This is a genomic window from Streptosporangiales bacterium (assembly GCA_009379825.1).
Lineage (GTDB): Bacteria > Actinomycetota > Actinomycetes > Streptosporangiales > WHST01 > WHST01.
Map to the genome: position 1 here is coordinate 68700 of WHTA01000014.1, position 16893 is coordinate 85592.

General features: G+C 70.4%; 11 protein-coding genes. 10 read left to right on the forward strand and 1 reads right to left on the reverse strand.

Going from position 1 to position 16893, the window contains the following annotated elements; genetic code table 11:
• On the reverse strand, positions 1-1077 hold the full coding sequence (locus tag GEV07_10005) for an NAD-dependent epimerase/dehydratase family protein (GenBank protein MQA03031.1): 1077 nt from the start codon (positions 1075-1077) through the stop codon (positions 1-3).
• Here GEV07_10005 and GEV07_10010 point away from each other — a divergent pair.
• The 10 genes from GEV07_10010 to GEV07_10055 all read left to right on the forward strand — a co-directional run bounded on the left by GEV07_10010 (position 983) and on the right by GEV07_10055 (position 16872).
• Positions 983-2554, forward strand: a complete 1572-nt coding sequence (locus tag GEV07_10010) for a nucleotide sugar dehydrogenase (GenBank protein MQA03032.1) — start codon at positions 983-985, stop codon at positions 2552-2554. The two genes, GEV07_10005 and GEV07_10010, sit on opposite strands and share 95 nt — an antisense overlap.
• On the forward strand, positions 2548-3741 hold the full coding sequence (locus GEV07_10015; GenBank protein ID MQA03033.1) for a glycosyltransferase: 1194 nt from the start codon (positions 2548-2550) through the stop codon (positions 3739-3741). Before GEV07_10010 ends, GEV07_10015 begins: the two co-directional genes overlap by 7 nt.
• A 2-nt stretch (positions 3742-3743) precedes the next feature.
• Positions 3744-5687 carry an asparagine synthase (glutamine-hydrolyzing) gene (gene asnB, locus GEV07_10020; GenBank protein ID MQA03034.1) on the forward strand — a complete coding sequence of 648 codons (1944 nt, stop codon included), beginning with the start codon at positions 3744-3746 and terminating at the stop codon, positions 5685-5687.
• Entirely contained in the window at positions 5687-7852 is a 2166-nt protein-coding gene (locus GEV07_10025; protein MQA03035.1) for a zinc-binding dehydrogenase, read from the forward strand. Before asnB ends, GEV07_10025 begins: the two co-directional genes overlap by 1 nt.
• 115 nt (positions 7853-7967) lie before the next feature.
• Positions 7968-9986 carry a heparinase gene (locus GEV07_10030; protein MQA03036.1) on the forward strand — a complete coding sequence of 673 codons (2019 nt, stop codon included), beginning with the start codon at positions 7968-7970 and terminating at the stop codon, positions 9984-9986.
• Complete coding sequence (locus GEV07_10035; protein ID MQA03037.1) at positions 9983-11296, forward strand: hypothetical protein; 1314 nt, start codon at positions 9983-9985, stop codon at positions 11294-11296. The genes GEV07_10030 and GEV07_10035 overlap by 4 nt, the downstream gene beginning before the upstream one ends.
• Positions 11245-12864 (forward strand): hypothetical protein, encoded by a 1620-nt coding sequence (locus GEV07_10040; protein ID MQA03038.1) that lies wholly within the window; start codon positions 11245-11247, stop codon positions 12862-12864. Before GEV07_10035 ends, GEV07_10040 begins: the two co-directional genes overlap by 52 nt.
• Positions 12861-14090, forward strand: coding sequence for an O-antigen ligase domain-containing protein (locus GEV07_10045; protein MQA03039.1), 1230 nt, complete (start codon positions 12861-12863; stop codon positions 14088-14090). The genes GEV07_10040 and GEV07_10045 overlap by 4 nt, the downstream gene beginning before the upstream one ends.
• Positions 14087-15301: a glycosyltransferase gene (locus GEV07_10050; protein MQA03040.1), complete on the forward strand. Its 1215-nt coding sequence runs from the start codon at positions 14087-14089 to the stop codon at positions 15299-15301. Before GEV07_10045 ends, GEV07_10050 begins: the two co-directional genes overlap by 4 nt.
• Entirely contained in the window at positions 15298-16872 is a 1575-nt protein-coding gene (locus tag GEV07_10055; protein ID MQA03041.1) for a right-handed parallel beta-helix repeat-containing protein, read from the forward strand. Before GEV07_10050 ends, GEV07_10055 begins: the two co-directional genes overlap by 4 nt.
• Positions 16873-16893: the final 21 nt, after the last annotated feature.

The window sequence follows — 16893 nt, forward strand, 5'->3', positions numbered from 1 at the left end:
TCATCGCGCCGCCTCGTCGGTCAGTTCCTCCGCCGGGACGGGGAAGGTGTCGTCGGTGGTACGGCGCAGCTCTTCGTCGAGCAGACCGAGGCGCAGCAGCTGCCGGATCCGCCCGAGCCGCACGAACCGGGGCGACCGCAGCTCCTGGTACGTCATCCCGTGGGCCAGGTAGGCGTCCACCAGCTCGGTGATACCGCCCTGGATGGTGCACGACAGCTCCAGCTCGGGGAAGGTGTCGGCGAGCTTGCCGAAGTCGACGCGGTAGTCCCGCAGGTCAGGAGCCGCGTCGGAGCTGAACGTGACGGTGGAACCCGGTACCGCGTCGCGCACGAGCTCCGCGATGTCGCGCACCTGCACGTTGTCCTGCGCACGCCCGACGTTGAACGCCTTGTCGTGCACCAGCTCGCGCGGCGCCTCGAGCATGGCGAGGAAGCTGCGGCTGATGTCCGCCACGTGCACCAGCGGCCGCCACGGCGTGCCGTCGCTCAGCAGCTCGATCGCGCCGGTGGTGACGGCGAGCCCGGTGAGGTCGTTGACCACGATGTCGGAACGCAGCCGCGGGGAGACGCCGTACGCCGTGGCGTTGCGTAGGTAGGTGGGGCTGAAGTCGTCGTCGGCGAGGGCGGAGAGCCGCTCTTCCGCGACGGCCTTCGTCTCGCCGTACGGGGTCACCGGGTGCATCGGTGCGTCCTCGGCGACGGCGGACGAGCCGGCCGTGCCGTAGAGGCTGCAGGAGGAGGCGAACAGGAACCTGCTCACTCCGGCGGCCTTCGCAGCGGTGGCGAGCTGCAGCGTGCCGTCGAGGTTCACGGAGAACGTGGTGGCGCGGTTGAGGTGCCCGAGCGGGTCGTTCGAGAGCGCAGCCAGGCAGATGACGGCGTCGTAGCCGGCCAGCAGGTCAGCGTTCACCGCTCGGACGTCCCGCGGGGCGCTGGTGGTCGGCACCGGCCCGTCGAGGAGGTCGCACCTCTCGTAGAGCCCGATGTCCAGTCCGTCGACGTCGTGTCCGGCTGTGCGCAGCATCGGCACGAGAACCGCGCCGATGTACCCGCGATCACCGGCGACCAAGATCCGCACAGCATCACCTCGTGTTCGAGCCTTCCGCCTGTTGGCGCCTCTTCCACCAGATCGCCGAGACGGCTGCCTGATACACCCGATTTCGCTGTATCAGGCGGCGGTCGTCACCGCTCTACTGGTGACGTTGTGCCGAAGTCCCGGCCATCACAATGGGGAGTCGCAGATGAAGGTTGCCGTTTTCGGCGTCGGTTACGTCGGGTCGGTGACTGCGGCATGTCTCGCTGCCGGCGGACACGAGGTGTGCGGGGTCGACGTCGATCCGTTGAAGGTCGACATGATCAACGCGGGGCACAGTCCCGTCGTCGAGCCAGGCCTGGACGACCTCGTCGCCAGCACGGTTGCCGCGGGCACACTCCGCGCGACCACCGACTGCGCCGAGGCACTCGACGGTGCCGACGTGTCGCTGGTGTGTGTCGGCACGCCGTCCACCGCGACGGGGAGTACCGAGCTCGCGCACCTGTGCAACGCCGTGCACGACATCGCCGCGGCGCTGCGGGTGTGCCGGCCGCCGGCGTCCGGTTTCCACAGCGTGGTGATTCGCTCCACGGTGCCACCTGGCACGGTGGAGAACGTCGTGCAGCCGGTGTTCGCGGCCGGCGGCGACGTGCAGGTCGGCACCGCGATGTGCCCGGAGTTCCTGCGGGAGGGCACCGGTCTGGCCGACTTCTATGCCCCGCCGTTCGTCGTGGTCGGCACGGCCGACGACCGGGTGGCCGCAGCGGTCGGCGAGCTGCTCGCGTTCGTAGGTGAGCCGGTGCGCGCGGTGGACGTGCGGTGCGCCGAGGCACTGAAGTACGCGTGCAACGCGTACCACGCGGTGAAGGTGTCGTTCGCCAACGAGATGGGGCGGATGTTCCGGCCGTTCGGCGTGGACGGCAGGGCGATGATGGAGCTCTTCTGCTCAGACACCACGTTGAACGTCTCAAAGGCGTACCTCAGGCCGGCGTTCGCATTCGGCGGCTCCTGCCTGCCGAAGGACCTCAGGGCACTGCTCTACCTGGCCCGGATGAACAGCGCAGACATGCCGCTGCTGCAGGGCACCCTCGCCTCGAACGAGCTCGTCGTGCGCGACGTCGTCGACCGGGTGGCCGCGGAGTCCGGGCGGGTCGTCGCCCTACTCGGGCTGAGCTTCAAGTCCGCGACCGACGACGTGCGGGAGAGCCCGAACGTCGAGCTGGCAGAACGGTTGCTGGGCAAGGGATACGAGCTGCGTATCTACGACTCGATCGTGAACCCGGTGGACCTGGTCGGGGCCAACAGGCGGCACCTGGAGTCGAAGCTGCCGCACCTGGAACGCCTCCTGACCGACACCCCGCTCACCGCACTGCGCGGTGCCGACCTGGCGATCGTGTCGTCCACCGCTGAGTCCGTACGCGACGCGCTCGTCGCCGAACCGCCGCGGCGCGTCATCGACCTCAGCGGCCGCCTCGGTGACCGGATCGAGGCACTGCCCGGATACCAGGGGACCGGATGGTAGCCGGCCGTCGCCGAGTGCTCATCATCGTGCAGAACCTGCCGGTGCCGTTCGACCGGCGGGTGTGGCTGGAGTGCCAGGCACTCGTCGCCGCCGGCTACGAGGTCTCCGTGATCTGCCCCAAGGGCGCCGGCGACCCGTCGTACGCCGTCGTGGACGGCGTGGCGCTCTACAAGTACCGGCCGTACGCCCCCGGCGGTGGCGCGGTCGGGTTCGCCCTCGAGTACGCCTACTCGTTCCTCGCGACGGGGTGGCTGGCGCTGCGGGTGCGCGGCAGGCGTCGGCTGCACGTACTGCAGGCGTGCAACCCGCCGGACATCTTCTGGCCGATCGCGATCCTGCTGCGGCTGCTCGACGGGTGCCGGTTCGTCTTCGACCAGCACGACCTCTGCCCCGAGCTCTACGAGTCCAGGTTCCCCACCGGGGCCAAGGCACCGTACCGCGCGCTGCGGGCGCTGGAACGCGCCACGTACCGCGCGGCCGACCACGTGATCGCGACCAACGACTCGTACCGCGAGGTCGCCATCGCGCGGGGCGGCAAGCGCCCGGACGAGGTCACGGTCGTGCGTACGGGGCCGGACCCTGACAGGCTCGTCCGCGGCGAGCCGAGCGAGCCGGTGCGGCGTGGCCACAAGTTCCTCGTCGCGTACCTCGGTGTGATGGGCCCGCAGGACGGCGTCGACAACGTGGTGCGAGCCGCAGCGCACGTGGTGCACACACTTGGACGAGACGATGTCGCGTTCACCGTCATCGGCAGCGGTGACTGTTTCGACGAGCTGGTGGCCCTGGCGGCCGAGCTCGGCCTCACCGACCACCTGGAGTTCACCGGGCGGGCACCCGACGGGGTGGTTGCCGAGGTGCTCTCCACGGCCGACGTCGGGCTGTCGCCCGACCCGAAGAACCCGCTCAACGACGTGTCGACGATGAACAAGACGATGGAGTACATGGCGTTCGGCCTGCCCGTCGTCGCGTTCGACCTGAAGGAGACGCGGGTGTCCGCCGAAGCCGCTGCGGTCTACGTCGAACCGGGGCGGGTGGACAGCTACGCCGACGCGATCGTCGAGCTACTCGACGACGACGAGCGGCGCGCGGAGATGGGCGCGTTCGGCCGTACAAGGGTCGAGGACGTGCTCGCCTGGCAGCACCAGCGTCCGGCCTACCTGGCGGTCTACGAGCAGGTGAGGGACTGACGATGTGTGGCATCGCCGGCAGCTACCAGCAGCGCGACGGTCGTGTGCTCGCCGCGGAGATGAACCAGCGGTTGGCGCACCGCGGCCCGGACGCCGACGGCACGTTCAACGTGGAGGAGCCGCATCTCGACGTGCACCTCGCCCACCGGCGGCTGTCGATCATCGACCTGAGCAGCGCGGCGGACCAGCCGCTGACCAAGCACGGCCTGACCATCACCTACAACGGTGAGCTCTACAACTACCGCCAGCTGCGTGCGGAGCTGCGGTCGGCGGGCGTCGTCTTCCGCACCGACTCGGACACCGAGGTGGTGCTCGAGGCCTGGCGGCGCTGGGGACCCGAGGCACTGCCGAGGTTCCGTGGCATGTTCGCGTTCGCGCTGTTCGACGCCGGCAGCGGATCGTTGGTGCTGGCGCGGGACCCGTTCGGCATCAAGCCGCTCTTCTACCTCCCTCGCGGACAGGGCGTGGTGTTCGCGTCCGAGCTCAAGGCGTTGGTGTCGGTGCTCGGGCCTGAGCTGCGCGTCGACCCCGGCGCGGTGGTGGCGTCGATGCTCTACTACTGGGTGCCGGAGCAACGGTGCGCGATCGACGGAATGCAGAAGCTGCCTGCCGGGTCGTGGATGGAGTTCTTCCCCGACGGCACCAGCCGGCAGGATACCTACTTCAGGGCCGCGGACCTGGCCGCCGAGATGGCGCACACGCGTCCCGTGGACCTCGCCGAGGTCATCTACGACTCGGTGGAGGCGCATCTCGTCTCCGACGTGCCGGTCGCCAGCTTCCTCAGCGGCGGGCTCGACTCCAGCCTGGTGACGGTGCTCGCACAGCACATCGCCGGCGAGTTGAACGCGTACACGGTGACGTTCCGGCCGCAGGACCAACGGCGGGAGGCGATGCCTGACGACGCCCGCTACGCCCGCAAGGTGGCGAACGAGTTCGGTGTGCGGCTGCACGAGATCGAGCTCGCCCCTGACGTCGTGCGCCTGCTGCCCCGGATGGTGGACATCCTCGACGAGCCGATCGGCGACCCGGCCGCCGTGAACACCCTGCTGATGTGCGAGGCGGCGCGGGCTGCAGGCGTCAAGGTGCTGCTGTCCGGGATGGGTGCCGACGAGCTCTTCGGTGGCTACCGCAAGCAGCTCGCCTGCGTGCTCGCGGCGCGCTACCAGCGGATGCCGGGCGGTGTACGTAACGGCGTGGTGCGGCCGCTGGTCGACCGGCTGCCCGCGGCAGCCGGTGACCGCGGTCTGCGTTATGCGCGCTGGGCCAAGCGGTTCCTGACCTTCGCCGAGCTCTCCGAGGAGGCGGCGTTCCGCAGGAGCTACACCATGTACGACCGGCCGGAGCTGCTCGACCTGGTCGGCCCCGACCTCGCGGCCGAGGTCGGCGGTGTGCTCGACGAGCACGCACAGATCTACCACGACAACATGCTCGACGACCACGTCAACCGGATGTGCCTCGCCGACACCCGGCTGTTCCTGCCAGGACTGAACCTCGCGTACACCGACCGGGCGAGCATGGCCACCTCGACCGAGGTGCGCGTGCCGTTCGTCGACCCGCGGGTGGCGCGCGCCGCGTTCAGCATCCCCGGTTCGCAGAAGATCCGCGGCAGGCAGAGCAAGCGCGCGTTGAAGCGGGCGGCACAACAGTGGTTGCCGCGCGAGATCGTGTACCGGCCGAAGGCGTCGTTCGGCGCGCCGCTGCGCGCCTGGGTGGCGGGCGAGCTACGCGAGCTGGTCGACGACACGCTGCTGTCCGGCGAGCTCGTGCAGAGCGGGGTGCTCGACCGCGGTGCGGTGCAACGCCTGGTCGAGCAGGAGCGGACCGGCAGGGAAGACCGCGCCAAGCAGATCTGGCAGCTGCTCAGCCTCGAGCTGTGGCACCGACACATGCAGGAGATGGGCGTCGGGGGCTGGACGAGTGTGGCGGCGGCACGGAGAGGGATGTGATGAGGCAGGTTGCGCAGAACTACCGCACCGGCGAGCTGACGGTGTTGGACGTGCCACGGCCGAGCTGTGCGGCCGGTGGCGTGTTGATCCGTTCGCTGTACTCGCTCATCTCGACCGGTACGGAGCTGACGAAGGTCGGCGAGGCGCAGCTGTCGCTGCTCGGCAAGGCGCGTGCCCGACCGGACCAGGTGCGCAAGGTCGTGGACGCGGTGGCGCGGCAGGGCGTGGCCGAGACGTACAAGAAGGTGATGACGAAGCTCGACTCGTACACGCCGCTCGGGTACTCGCTGTGCGGTGTGGTCGTCGACGTCGGCCGCGGTGCCGAGGAGTTCAGCGTCGGCCAGCTCGTCGCCGCGGCGGGCAACGAGTACGCGCTGCACGCCGAGTACAACTGGGTGCCGCGGAACCTGTGCGTCGCCGTGCCCGACGGGGTGCTGCCGGAGCATGCGGCGTTCTCCACCGTCGGTGCCATCGCGATGCACGGCGTGCGGCGGGCGGAGGCGCAACTCGGTGAGTCGGCGTGCGTCATCGGGCTCGGCCTTGTCGGTCAGCTCGCGGTGCGACTGCTCACCGCCTCGGGGATACGTGTCTTCGGGCTCGACCCGGTCGCCGACCGTTGCCGGTTGGCGGAGAAGGCTGGCGCGCTGCTCTGCGCCGCGCCGGACGCCGAAGGCGTGGACGCGGTCGACGAGCGGATCCGTGAGGTGACGGGTGGGATCGGTGTCGACCACGTCTTCCTGGCATCCGGGGGCAGCAGTGCCGGTCCGGTGCAGACCGCCGCGCGGCTGGCGCGCGACCGTGCCCACGTCGTCGACATCGGCAGGTGCCGGCTCGACCTGCCCTGGCACGCGTACTACGACAAGGAGCTCGACGTCAGGTTCTCCAGGTCGTACGGCCCCGGGAGGTACGATGCGAGCTACGAGGTGGACGGCGTCGACTACCCGGTCGGCTACGTCCGGTGGACCCAGCGGCGGAACCTGGAGTGCTTCGTCGACCTGCTCGCTCGCGAGCAGATCGACGTGGCGTCGTTGATCTCCGGGGTGTTCCCCGTCGAGCAGGCGGTGGAGGTCTACCAGCGGCTCGGCGCGCAGTCGGTGACCGGCGTGGGGTTCCTCTTCGAGTACCCGCAGGCGGCGGAACCCGTTGCGGCGCAGCAGACACGGCACATCACCCCGACCGGCCCGACCCGCGCGCGGCCGGCGCGCCACGACACGCTGCGGCTCGGCTTCCTCGGTGCGGGCAGCTACGCGTCCGGCGTACTGCTGCCGGCGCTTGCCGGCACCGCAGGCGTGACGCTGGCACACGTCGCGACGAGCACCGCGTTGTCCGCCGTCAATGCTCAGCGCCGGTTCGGATTCGCGGCTGCGTCGTCGGATCCGGCCGCCGTGCTCGACGACGACTCGCTCGACGCGATCTTCGTCGTCACGCGCCACAGCACGCACGCCGACCTGGTCTGCCGTGCGCTGCGTATGGGCAAGCCGGTGTTCGTGGAGAAGCCGCTCGCGCTCGGCACCGAGGAGGTCGAGCGCATCCGCGACGTGGTCACGGAGACCGGCAACGACCGGCTGCTCATCGGGTTCAACCGACGCTTCTCGCCGTTGTTCACCGAGCTGCGCGCCAGGTTCGGGTCCGGCGGGACGCCGGGATCAGCGCGCTACCTGGTGAGCGCGGGCGAGCTGACGGCGGGCAGCTGGTACGCCGACGAGCAACGCGAGGGGAGCAGGTTCGCCGGTGAGGGCGGGCACTTCATCGACACGCTCGGTTGGTGGTTCGACCAACGGCCGGTCGAGGTCTACGCGGTCGCCGGGCCGCAGAGTGCCGACAGGCACGTCAGCCTGCGCTACGCGGATGGCTCCGTGGGTGTCGTCGACTACGTCACCGCGGGCAGCAACAGGTTCCCCAAGGAGACCTTCGACGCGGCTGCCGGCGGCCGGAGCGCACGGCTGGACGACTTCCGCCGCGCCACCGGCTGGCACGGCCGGCAGCGGGTGGCGCGGCGGGCCCGCCAGCGCGACAAGGGCCAGGCCGAGGAGATGCGGCAGTTCCTGCACGCCGTTCGTACGGGCGGGCCGATGCCGATCGGCCTGAACGAGCTGATCGACACCACGAACGCGACGCTGGCCGTCGAGCGCAGCGTCGCCACCGGCAACCCGGAGTCGGTATGAGCGAAGGAGCTGAGGAGCTCACCGGAGGTACGGCTCGCGCCTGCTGCCTCGGCATGCAGGTACGCCCGCGCGAGACGTGCCGTAGGCGAGCGTGCGAAGCGGTCGCGGAGGCATGATGAGCAGACAGTCGCTCGGCTGGTACGTGCGCAGGCTGCAGCGGATGCGTCCGCAGGAGGTGTTCTGGCGGACTCGCGACCTCGCGTTGCACGTCGGCTGGTCGGCACGGCCACTGCACGCCGGCAGGTCGAGGTCCCGACCGCCGGCGGTCGCCGACCCGCGGTTCACCGCGACGCTGCCCGCGAACGCCGCCGACAGAGTGCCCACCGACGTGGCGAAGACGGTCGTGACCGCGGCGGACGAGCTGCTCGCCGGCCGGCTGTACGTACTCGGGGTGTGGCGGCTGGACCTCCGGCAGCCCGACTGGTTCCTCGACCCGATCACCGGGCGACGCAGCGATCCCACCAGGCACAGCTACACGATCAACCAACGGTCGGTCGACGAGGTGGGCAACGTCAAGCAGGTATGGGAGCTCTCCAGGCACCAGTACCTCACCCAGCTGGCGGCCGCGTACTACCTCACCGGTGACGACACGTACGCGGAACGGGTGCACGACCACCTCACGTCGTGGTGGCAGGCGAACCCGTTCCTGCGTGGGGTGCACTGGACGAGCGGGATCGAGGTCGGCATCCGGCTGCTCAGCTGGGTCTGGATCAGGCGGCTGCTCGACGGGTGGCCGCGGGTCACCGAGCTGTTCGAGCTCAACGATGCGGCGTTACAGCAGCTGTACTGGCACCAGCGCTATCTTGCGGCGTTCCGCAGCCGCGGCACGTCCGCGAACAACCACGTGATCGCGGAGGCCGCCGGTCTGCTCGCGGCGAGCTGTGCGTTCCCCTGGTTCTCCGCGAGTGCCGGCTGGCGCGCAGACGCTACTTCGTTGCTGCAGCGGGAGCTGGCGAACAACACCTTCGCCGACGGCCTGAACCGCGAGCTGGCGACCGAGTACCACCGGCTCGTCACGGAGCTCGGCGTGCTCGCGGCGGTCGAGGCGGACGCCGCCGGCGCACCGGTGGACGCAGAGACTTGGACCAGGCTCACAGCCATGTTCGACACTGCGGCGGCCGTCGTCGACGAGACCTGTCGTGCGCCGCGGCAGGGCGACGGCGACGACGGGCGCGCACTGTTGCTCGAGCCGCGGGCGGAGTCGGACGACTGGTCGGCGCTGCTCACCCTCGGGTCAGCCGTCGTCGGCGCGCTTCCGTGGTGGCCGTGCAGCCGACCTGACCTCGTCAGCGACCTGGTGTGCAGCCTGACGGCGCGGCCGCCGGTGGCGGCAGCACGGCGGCCCGTGCGCCGCGCGGACCACTTCGCCGACGCCGGGCTCACCCTGCTGCGGACGAACGATCCCGAGCGTGCGGAGATCTGGTGCAGGTGCGACGGCGGACCGCACGGCTTCCTCGGCATCGCGGCGCACGCACACGCCGACGCGCTCTCGATCGAGCTGCGGGTCGGCGGGATCGACGTGCTCGCCGACCCCGGCACGTACTGCTACCACGACCAACCGCGGTGGCGTAGCTACTTCAGGAGCACGATCGCGCACAACACCGTGGAGCTCGGCTGGCGGGACCAGTCGATCGCCGGCGGCCCGTTCCTCTGGTCGCAGCCCGTCGACGGCAGCAGTCTCGACGTCGCCGTCGGCTCGCATGCCAGCCGGGTGCGGTGGTGCGCCGAGCACACCGGCTACTGGACGCTGTCTACGGGCACCGGGCACCGCCGTACGGTCGTGCTGGACCGCGAGCGACGCGTCCTCGAGGTCGGCGACCACTTCGACGTCGACGGCTCGCCGCCGGCGATCCGGATGGCGTACCACCTGGGGCCGGCCGTCGACGTGTCATTGCGCGGCAGCACGGCCACGTTGAGCTGGACCGCTGTGGACGGCGGCGGCAACGGCGCCACCGTCGAGCTACCAGAACGGCTGTCGTGGTCGTTGCACCGCGGTGAGACCGAGCCGATCCTCGGCTGGTACTCACCGAGCTTCGGGGAGCGGGTGCCGACGTACACCTTGCTCGGTACCAGCCTCCGGCTGCCCGCCGACCCGCTACGCACCGTCGTTCGGGTGTACGGAGACGTCCGATGAGCAGCCAACAGCTGGACCTCAGCAGGTCGTGGGCCGCGCTGCGCCGGAAGCGGAAGCTGATCGTGCTGCTCGCTCTGCTCGGTCTCTGCTGCGGGCTGGTGCTCGCCGCGGTGTTCCCCGCCATGCCCACCGGCAAGGCGCTCGTCGTGCTGGCGCCACCGGAACCTGGGAAGGACGGTGTCGCGCCTGAGCGCGACATCCAGACGCAGGTGCTGGTCGCGAACAGCACACCCATCCTGGACAGCGCCGGTCGGCAGGTGCAGCCACCGCTGCGGTCCACGGTCGTCAAGAAGCGGGTGCGCGTCACCGCCGTCACGCAGGAGATCCTGGAGATCGAGGCGGCCGGCACGTCGCCGAAACAGGCCAGGCAGCTCGCCAACGCGGTCGCGGGGGCCTACGTCGGCTACGTCACCGAGAGCCGACACAGCCTGCCGAAGGGATCGGCGCAGCGCGTCGACGCGCGGATACTCGAACCCGCGACGACCACCACCGGTGGCAACGTCTTCATCCACCTGGCGATCTACGGTGCGGTGGGCGCGGCAGCGGTGACCCTGCTCATGGTCATCACGGTGCTCGTCGCGGCGCGCGGCGATCGGCGGCTGCGGTTCCGCGACGACATCGCGGACGCGGTCGGCATCCCTGTACTCGCCTCGTTGCTGACCCGGCGGGCGACGGACGTCGCCGGGTGGGCGGAGCTGTTCGAGCGCTACCGGCCGAGCGCCGTCGACGCGTGGAACCTGCGCAAGATGCTGCGCCACTTCGGCGTCGGCGGTGACGAGCCGGTCGCCGTCACTGTCGTGTCGTTCGTCGAGGACCCGCGCGCGCTCGCCGTGGGCCCGCAGATCGCCGCGTTCGCCTCGTCGATCGGTGTGGCGACCGAGCTCGTCGTGCAGACCAAGCACGAGGCGGTGGCGTCGCTGGTCGCCGTCGAACCCGCGGTGCTCGCGGTGTGGGACGGTCCGCGGCTGCGTACCGGAGAGACCGCTACCACGCCGCACGACGCGCTCGCGCGGACGGAACCTGCGTTGCGGTTGCGCGTCGTCGTCGTCGGCAGGGAACGCCCGCGGTTCGTCGACCCGGATGACGGCAGCTCGACGGTAGTGGCGTTGACCGCCGGGCGGGTGACGGCGGAGGAGCTGGCCAGGATCGCGGTGGCGGCGGCCGACAGCGGCCGCACCGTCGACGGGCTCCTGGTCGCCGACCCCGACCCCACCGACCGCACGACCGGCAGGGCGCCGCACACCAGACGGTACGCGGCATCGAGCACGGCGACGATACTGCCCGGGGTGGTCAGGGGGATCCGACGGTGAGTGACCGGTGGGGCGTCGACAGGTCGGCCGCGGACCTCGACTGGGTCGGGGAGGACGAGACCGCCGTCGAGCCACCGGTCGGCTACCTGCCGGACGGGTTGGTGACGCTCCGGTACGTCTGGGACGCGGTACGCCGGCACGTGCGGCTGTGGGTCGCGATCGCGCTCCTCGGTCTGCTCGTCGGTTCGCTGGTGCCGGTCGTGTTGCCGCCGCCGAGCGAGGCCACCACGAGGCTGCTCCTTTCCCACCGCGAAGGCGTCGACACGCTGCAGGCGATGGCAACGGACGTCAAGCTGGTGACCACGCGCACGGTCGCGTCGCGGGTGGTCGAGCAGCTCGGCCTGGAGGAGTCGCCCGACGAGCTGCTCGAGCAGTACGACGTGGCACAGGTGACCGACCGCATCGTGGAGATCTACGTACGGGCACCGACGGGTGCGGAAGCGAAGCTGCTCGCCAGCACCATCGCGAACACGTTCCTCGAGTTCCGCGTCGAGCAGGTGAAGGCACACCTGCGGCCGATGAAGGCGCAACTTTCCGCCGCGCAGGGCGACTTGACCGCGCTGCAGGAACGCATCGAGCGGCAGCAGGAGGAGCCCGACGTGGCCACGGAAGCCAGGCTCGGGCGACTTGAAGACCGGGTTGCCCAGATGCGCGGACGGGTGGAAGACCAGCGGGCTGCCCGCGTGCTGGTGAGCAGCAGCCGCATCCTCGACCAGGCTGCGTTGACACCGAGGTCGAAGCTGAAGACCGTGGTGCTCGACGTGGCCACCGGTATCGCCGGTGGGCTGGTGGTCGGGCTCGGCCTGGTGATCCTGCGCGCGCTCGTCTCCGACCGGGTCTGGCGGCGCCAGCTGATCGCGGACGCGCTTGGCGCGCCGGTCGCCGTGAACCTGTCCTCCATCGGCCGCCGGCGTGGGCTGCTGCCCGCGCGGCTCAACCGGTCGCACCGGGCCCGCGTGGAGCTGGAGGTACAGGGCGTTGCGCGGCACGTTCGCCGGCTGCTCGGGGGCTCTCCCGGTGGGGACCCTGCGCTGTCCATCGTCGCCTTGAGCGACGAACGCACGGTGGCCTGGCTGACGGCGGAAGTGCTCCGGACGTTGGCCGACGCCGACACCAGGGTGCTGGCTGCCGATCTCTCCAGCGGCGGCTGGTTGGCCGGCGAGCTCGAGCACGCGACGGGCATCGACGTCTTCGTGCCGGACAGCGCGGAACGACCACCTGAAGGCCTGTCGGTGAGCGGTGAAGGCTCGCCCACCGAGGAGCTGCCGGCGGAGCTGCTCGCGGCCTGGGACGAAGCCGACACGATCATCGTATTCACCGACGTCTCGTTGCTGCAAGGCCTGGACCACCTGAGCACCTGGGCGGACGAGGCCGTGGCCGTGGTGTCCGCAGGCGCCTGCACGGCGACCAGGTTGCGTACCACCTCCGAGCTGCTGACCCTCGCCGGCGTGCGGCTCGACTCGACCGTCGTGCTGCGTGGCGACCGGACCGACGAGACCGCCGGCATCCCCGGTGACGCGGCGGCCGAACCCACCGTCGCGCGGATACTGCGGACGACCGTCCGATGACGAGCACGACAGCGTTCGAGCCCACGCTCCTCGACCCCGGGCAGGTCGAGTTGCGGCGCTGGCGCAGTACCAGCCGGCGGGTGGCGCTGATCTGGGCGCTGTTGGTCCTGAACGTGCTGACGTTCTACGACGAGATGCCGCGGCTGCTCCCGCTGCCCGGGATCGTCGGCACGATGCTCACCCAGGGGGCACTGGTCGCGGCGATGGCGCTCGCGCTATCGGTGAACCGCCCGGTGGCGGTGCGGGCCAACGTCTACCTGCTGGTGCTCAGTGCTCTGCCGCTGCTCGCCCTGCTCACCAGTCTCCGCGCGGAGTTCGTCTTCGGCGCGCTGTTCCGCACCGGGCGGCTGGCGACGTTCGTGGCCGTGCTCTGGTTGCTGTCGCCGTGGTGGGGGAGGCGCGACCTGCTCCTCGTGCGCGCGCACCTGACCGCGCTGTGGGTGGTGCTCGGCTCCGTCGTCCTCGGCGCCGTCCTGGCCGGTGGGATGGCGTTCGAGCAGAATCGGCTCGCCGGCGTGCTCTGGCCGATTCCCTGGACCCAGGTGGCTCACTACGCGGCGGTCGCCGCGGGACTTTCGGCCGTGCTGTGGATGACGGGTGTTCTGCGGCGTGCGCCGGCGTTGACGGCCGTGGTCCTGGCGACGACGATCATGTTGCTGACGCAGACCCGGACTGCGCTGTTCGCCGTGATCGCCGGCGTGGTCGTGGCCGGCGTCAGTCTGTTCACCGCACACACCCGGGTGCGTCGGGCGTTCGCCATCGCGGTCGTGGTCGCGACGCTCGCGGCGTCCACCGTGTCGTCGGTCATCACGGCGTGGCTGGCGCGGGGCCAGAGCACCAACGAGCTCGGCGAGCTGACCGGCCGGACGAAGGTCTGGACGGCGATCCTCGACGAGCCGCGGACGGTGGTGGAGGCGCTCGTGGGGTTCGGGCTGTCGAACAAGTCGTTCGACGGGTTGCCGATCGACAGCAACTGGCTGGCGACGTTCCGGGATCTCGGGTTGCTCGGCGTCGGGTTGAGCGTCGCGCTCGTGCTCGTCATCGCCATCGCGGCGACCGTGCGTCCGCAGGGCCCACGCCGTGCCCTTGCGCTTTTCCTCGTGACGTACTGCAGCGTCGCCTCGTTCACCGAGACCGGGCTCAGCGACGCGTCCGCGTACCTGCTCGAGCTCAGCCTCGCGGCATCGCTGGTGATGCGGCCCGTCTCGCCGTGGAGGCGGGCATGAAGGTCATGGTCGTGCACAACAGGTACCGGTCGGCGGCGCCGAGCGGTGAGAACCGGGTGGTCGACCAGGAGAGCCGGCTACTCGAGAACGCGGGGCACCAGGTCGCACACTTCGAGCGCGAGAGCGACGAGATCGACGACTGGTCGGTGTGGCAGAAGGCGTCGTTGCCGGCGCGGGTGGTGTGGAACCCGGCGACCCGCACGGCGCTTGGCGAGGCACTGCGCGGCTTCCGCCCCGACGTGGTGCACGTACACAACACCTTCCCGTTGCTGAGCCCGTCGGTCCTCACCGCGTGCCGTACGGCCCGGGTACCCGTGGTGGCCACACTGCACAACTACAAGACGCTGTGCGCGAGCGGTGACTTCTACCGGGCAGGCCAGGTGTGCCATCGCTGCGCGAACGGCTCACCCGTCGCCGCGCTCGTGCACCGCTGCTACCGGAACTCGGTTGCAGCCACCACCCCGGTCGTGGTGAGCGGGATGGTGAACCGCTCCGCCTGGCGGCGGCTGGTCTCCGCGTACATCTTCATCTCCGCCTCGCAACGGCAGCTGTTGACCGAGTTACGCGCACCGCGGGAGCGGTGCTTCGTCAAGGCGAACTTCGTGCCGCGGATGGACACCGTCCCCGCGGTGGCCAAGCAGCCGATGGTGCTCTACGCCGGCAGGCTGGACGAGGCGAAGGGCGTGCCGCTGCTCCTCGCCGCCTGGGACCGCTACCGTGCGGCTGCCGGCGACGGCGGTCTGCGGCTGTGCATCGTCGGTGGTGGACCACTCGCCGGTGACGTCGAGCGGTGGGCGGTCGGTCGGCGTGACGTGGACGTCGTCGGGTTGACCGACCGCGCCGAGTGCCTGCGGCTGCTGGCGCAGGCCAGGGCGGCGATCCTGCCGTCGCAGTGGGAGGAGACCTTCGGTCTCGTCGCGGTCGAGGCGATGGCCGTGCGGACACCGCCGGTCGCTCCCGCGCACGGCTCGTTCCCCGAGCTCATCACGCCCGGTGTCGACGGCGCGCTGTACCGTCCCGGCGACCCGGCCGACCTGGCGCGGGTGCTCGCCGACATCGACACGCACCCGGACCGCTACGCCGGCTACGGGGCAAACGCGGCCGCCACGTACGAGCGCAGGTTCCGTCCGGAGGACAATGCCGAAGAGCTGGTCAGGATCCTCCGGTTCGCTATCGAGCATCCGGTGTTCCGGAGTCGGGGTGGGCGATGACCATACGTTCGCGGATCGTGGTGCTCGTGGCGGTGCTGGCCGTCGCGCTCGGCGTCGTGCTGCTCGGGGCCGTTCGGACGCCCGACGACGGCGGGAAGGCGGCGAGGCCGACCGCCAGCGATCCCACGACGCCACCCGCGCAGCCGCTGGCACGTGTCTGCGGGAACCGGGACGCGCTCGACGGCCCGCGACGGCCGCCGGCGGGCGCCGTCACCGTCGGCACCGACGAACCGCTCGACGACGTAGCGGGCGCGCACCCGCCGGGTACGACGTTCTGGCTGGAAACCGGAGTGCACAAGCTCGGCACCGGGAAGTTCGACCAGATCGAGCCGGAGGACGGCGACACGTACATCGGTGCGCCCGGTGCGGTGCTCGACGGGCAGCGGCGGAACAGCTACGCGTTCACCGGTAGCGCCAGCGCGGTCACCGTCGCCCATCTCACCGTGCAGAACTTCGGCGCATCGGCGAGCAACAACGACGAGGGCGTCGTCAACCACGATGCCGCGCCGGGTTGGACGATCAGGGACAACACCGTGCGCAGGAACGCAGGTGCCGGCGTGATGCTCGGCAGCCGCAACGTGCTGCGCGGCAACTGCCTCAGCGACAACGGGCAGTACGGGTTCAGCGCGTACCACCCGGACGGTGTCCGGCAGCTGACGCTCGCCGGCAACGAGGTCGTAGGGAACAACACCGACGACTGGGAACGACGCCGGCCAGGGTGCGGGTGCTCCGGCGGCGGGAAGTTCTGGGAGGTGACCGGCGCAGACGTACGGGCCAACTGGGTGCACGACAACCGTGGCGCCGGACTGTGGGCCGACACCAACAACGCCGGGTTCACCATCGAACGCAACTACATCGCGCACAACGACGCCGAAGGCGTCTTCTACGAGGCCAGTTACAACGCGGCGATCAGGTACAACACGTTCGCACGCAACGGCCGGGTGAAGGGCAAGGAGAGCGCGAGCTTCCCCACCGGCGCCATCTACCTCTCAGAAGCGGGCAGCGACTCCCGGGTGAAGACCCGGCACTCGGCCGCCTTCGAGATCACGGGGAACCTGTTCCTCGACAACTGGTCCGGCGTCATCCTCTGGGAGAACGCGGACCGGTTCGTCGGATCGCCGGCGAACACGAGCACCGGCTCGAGCACCTTGGTGAACCCCGACACCGTGACCGCGGAGACCTGCAACCGCAAGAACATCAGGAAGAAGCCGTACTACGACGACTGCCGGTGGAAGACGCAGAACGTACGGGTCCACGACAACGACTTCCGGCTAACCCGGCGAGCCGTCGGGAACACCTGCACGGCGGACACCGGGTGCGGGTACAACGGTGTCTTCGCCAACTGGGGCACCTATCCCGCCTGGTCGCCGTACCGCAACGACGTCATCCAGGAGCGGATCGTCTTCGAGCAGGACAACAGGTTCTTCGCCAACAGGTACCGGGGTCCGTGGCAGTTCGCGGTCGGTGACCAGGGCACCCGGGTCCCGTGGTCCAGCTGGCGCGCGGCGCCGTACCGGCAGGACGAAGGCAGTGTGCACACGCCGAAGTCCGGTTCGTCGACGGGCGACTGACCGGACCTCGGCGGGCAGCGG

What these genes read in the sequence shown, in the direction of transcription:
- asnB (MQA03034.1), top strand. Translation starts at nt 3,744, where the DNA reads ATGTGTGGCATCGCCGGCAGCTACCAGCAGCGCGACGGTCGTGTGCTC.
- GEV07_10055 (MQA03041.1), top strand. Translation starts at nt 15,298, where the DNA reads ATGACCATACGTTCGCGGATCGTGGTGCTCGTGGCGGTGCTGGCCGTC.
- GEV07_10045 (MQA03039.1), top strand. Translation starts at nt 12,861, where the DNA reads ATGACGAGCACGACAGCGTTCGAGCCCACGCTCCTCGACCCCGGGCAG.
- GEV07_10015 (MQA03033.1), top strand. Translation starts at nt 2,548, where the DNA reads ATGGTAGCCGGCCGTCGCCGAGTGCTCATCATCGTGCAGAACCTGCCG.
- GEV07_10010 (MQA03032.1), top strand. Translation starts at nt 983, where the DNA reads ATGTCCAGTCCGTCGACGTCGTGTCCGGCTGTGCGCAGCATCGGCACG.
- GEV07_10050 (MQA03040.1), top strand. Translation starts at nt 14,087, where the DNA reads ATGAAGGTCATGGTCGTGCACAACAGGTACCGGTCGGCGGCGCCGAGC.
- GEV07_10030 (MQA03036.1), top strand. Translation starts at nt 7,968, where the DNA reads ATGAGCAGACAGTCGCTCGGCTGGTACGTGCGCAGGCTGCAGCGGATG.
- GEV07_10035 (MQA03037.1), top strand. Translation starts at nt 9,983, where the DNA reads ATGAGCAGCCAACAGCTGGACCTCAGCAGGTCGTGGGCCGCGCTGCGC.
- GEV07_10025 (MQA03035.1), top strand. Translation starts at nt 5,687, where the DNA reads ATGAGGCAGGTTGCGCAGAACTACCGCACCGGCGAGCTGACGGTGTTG.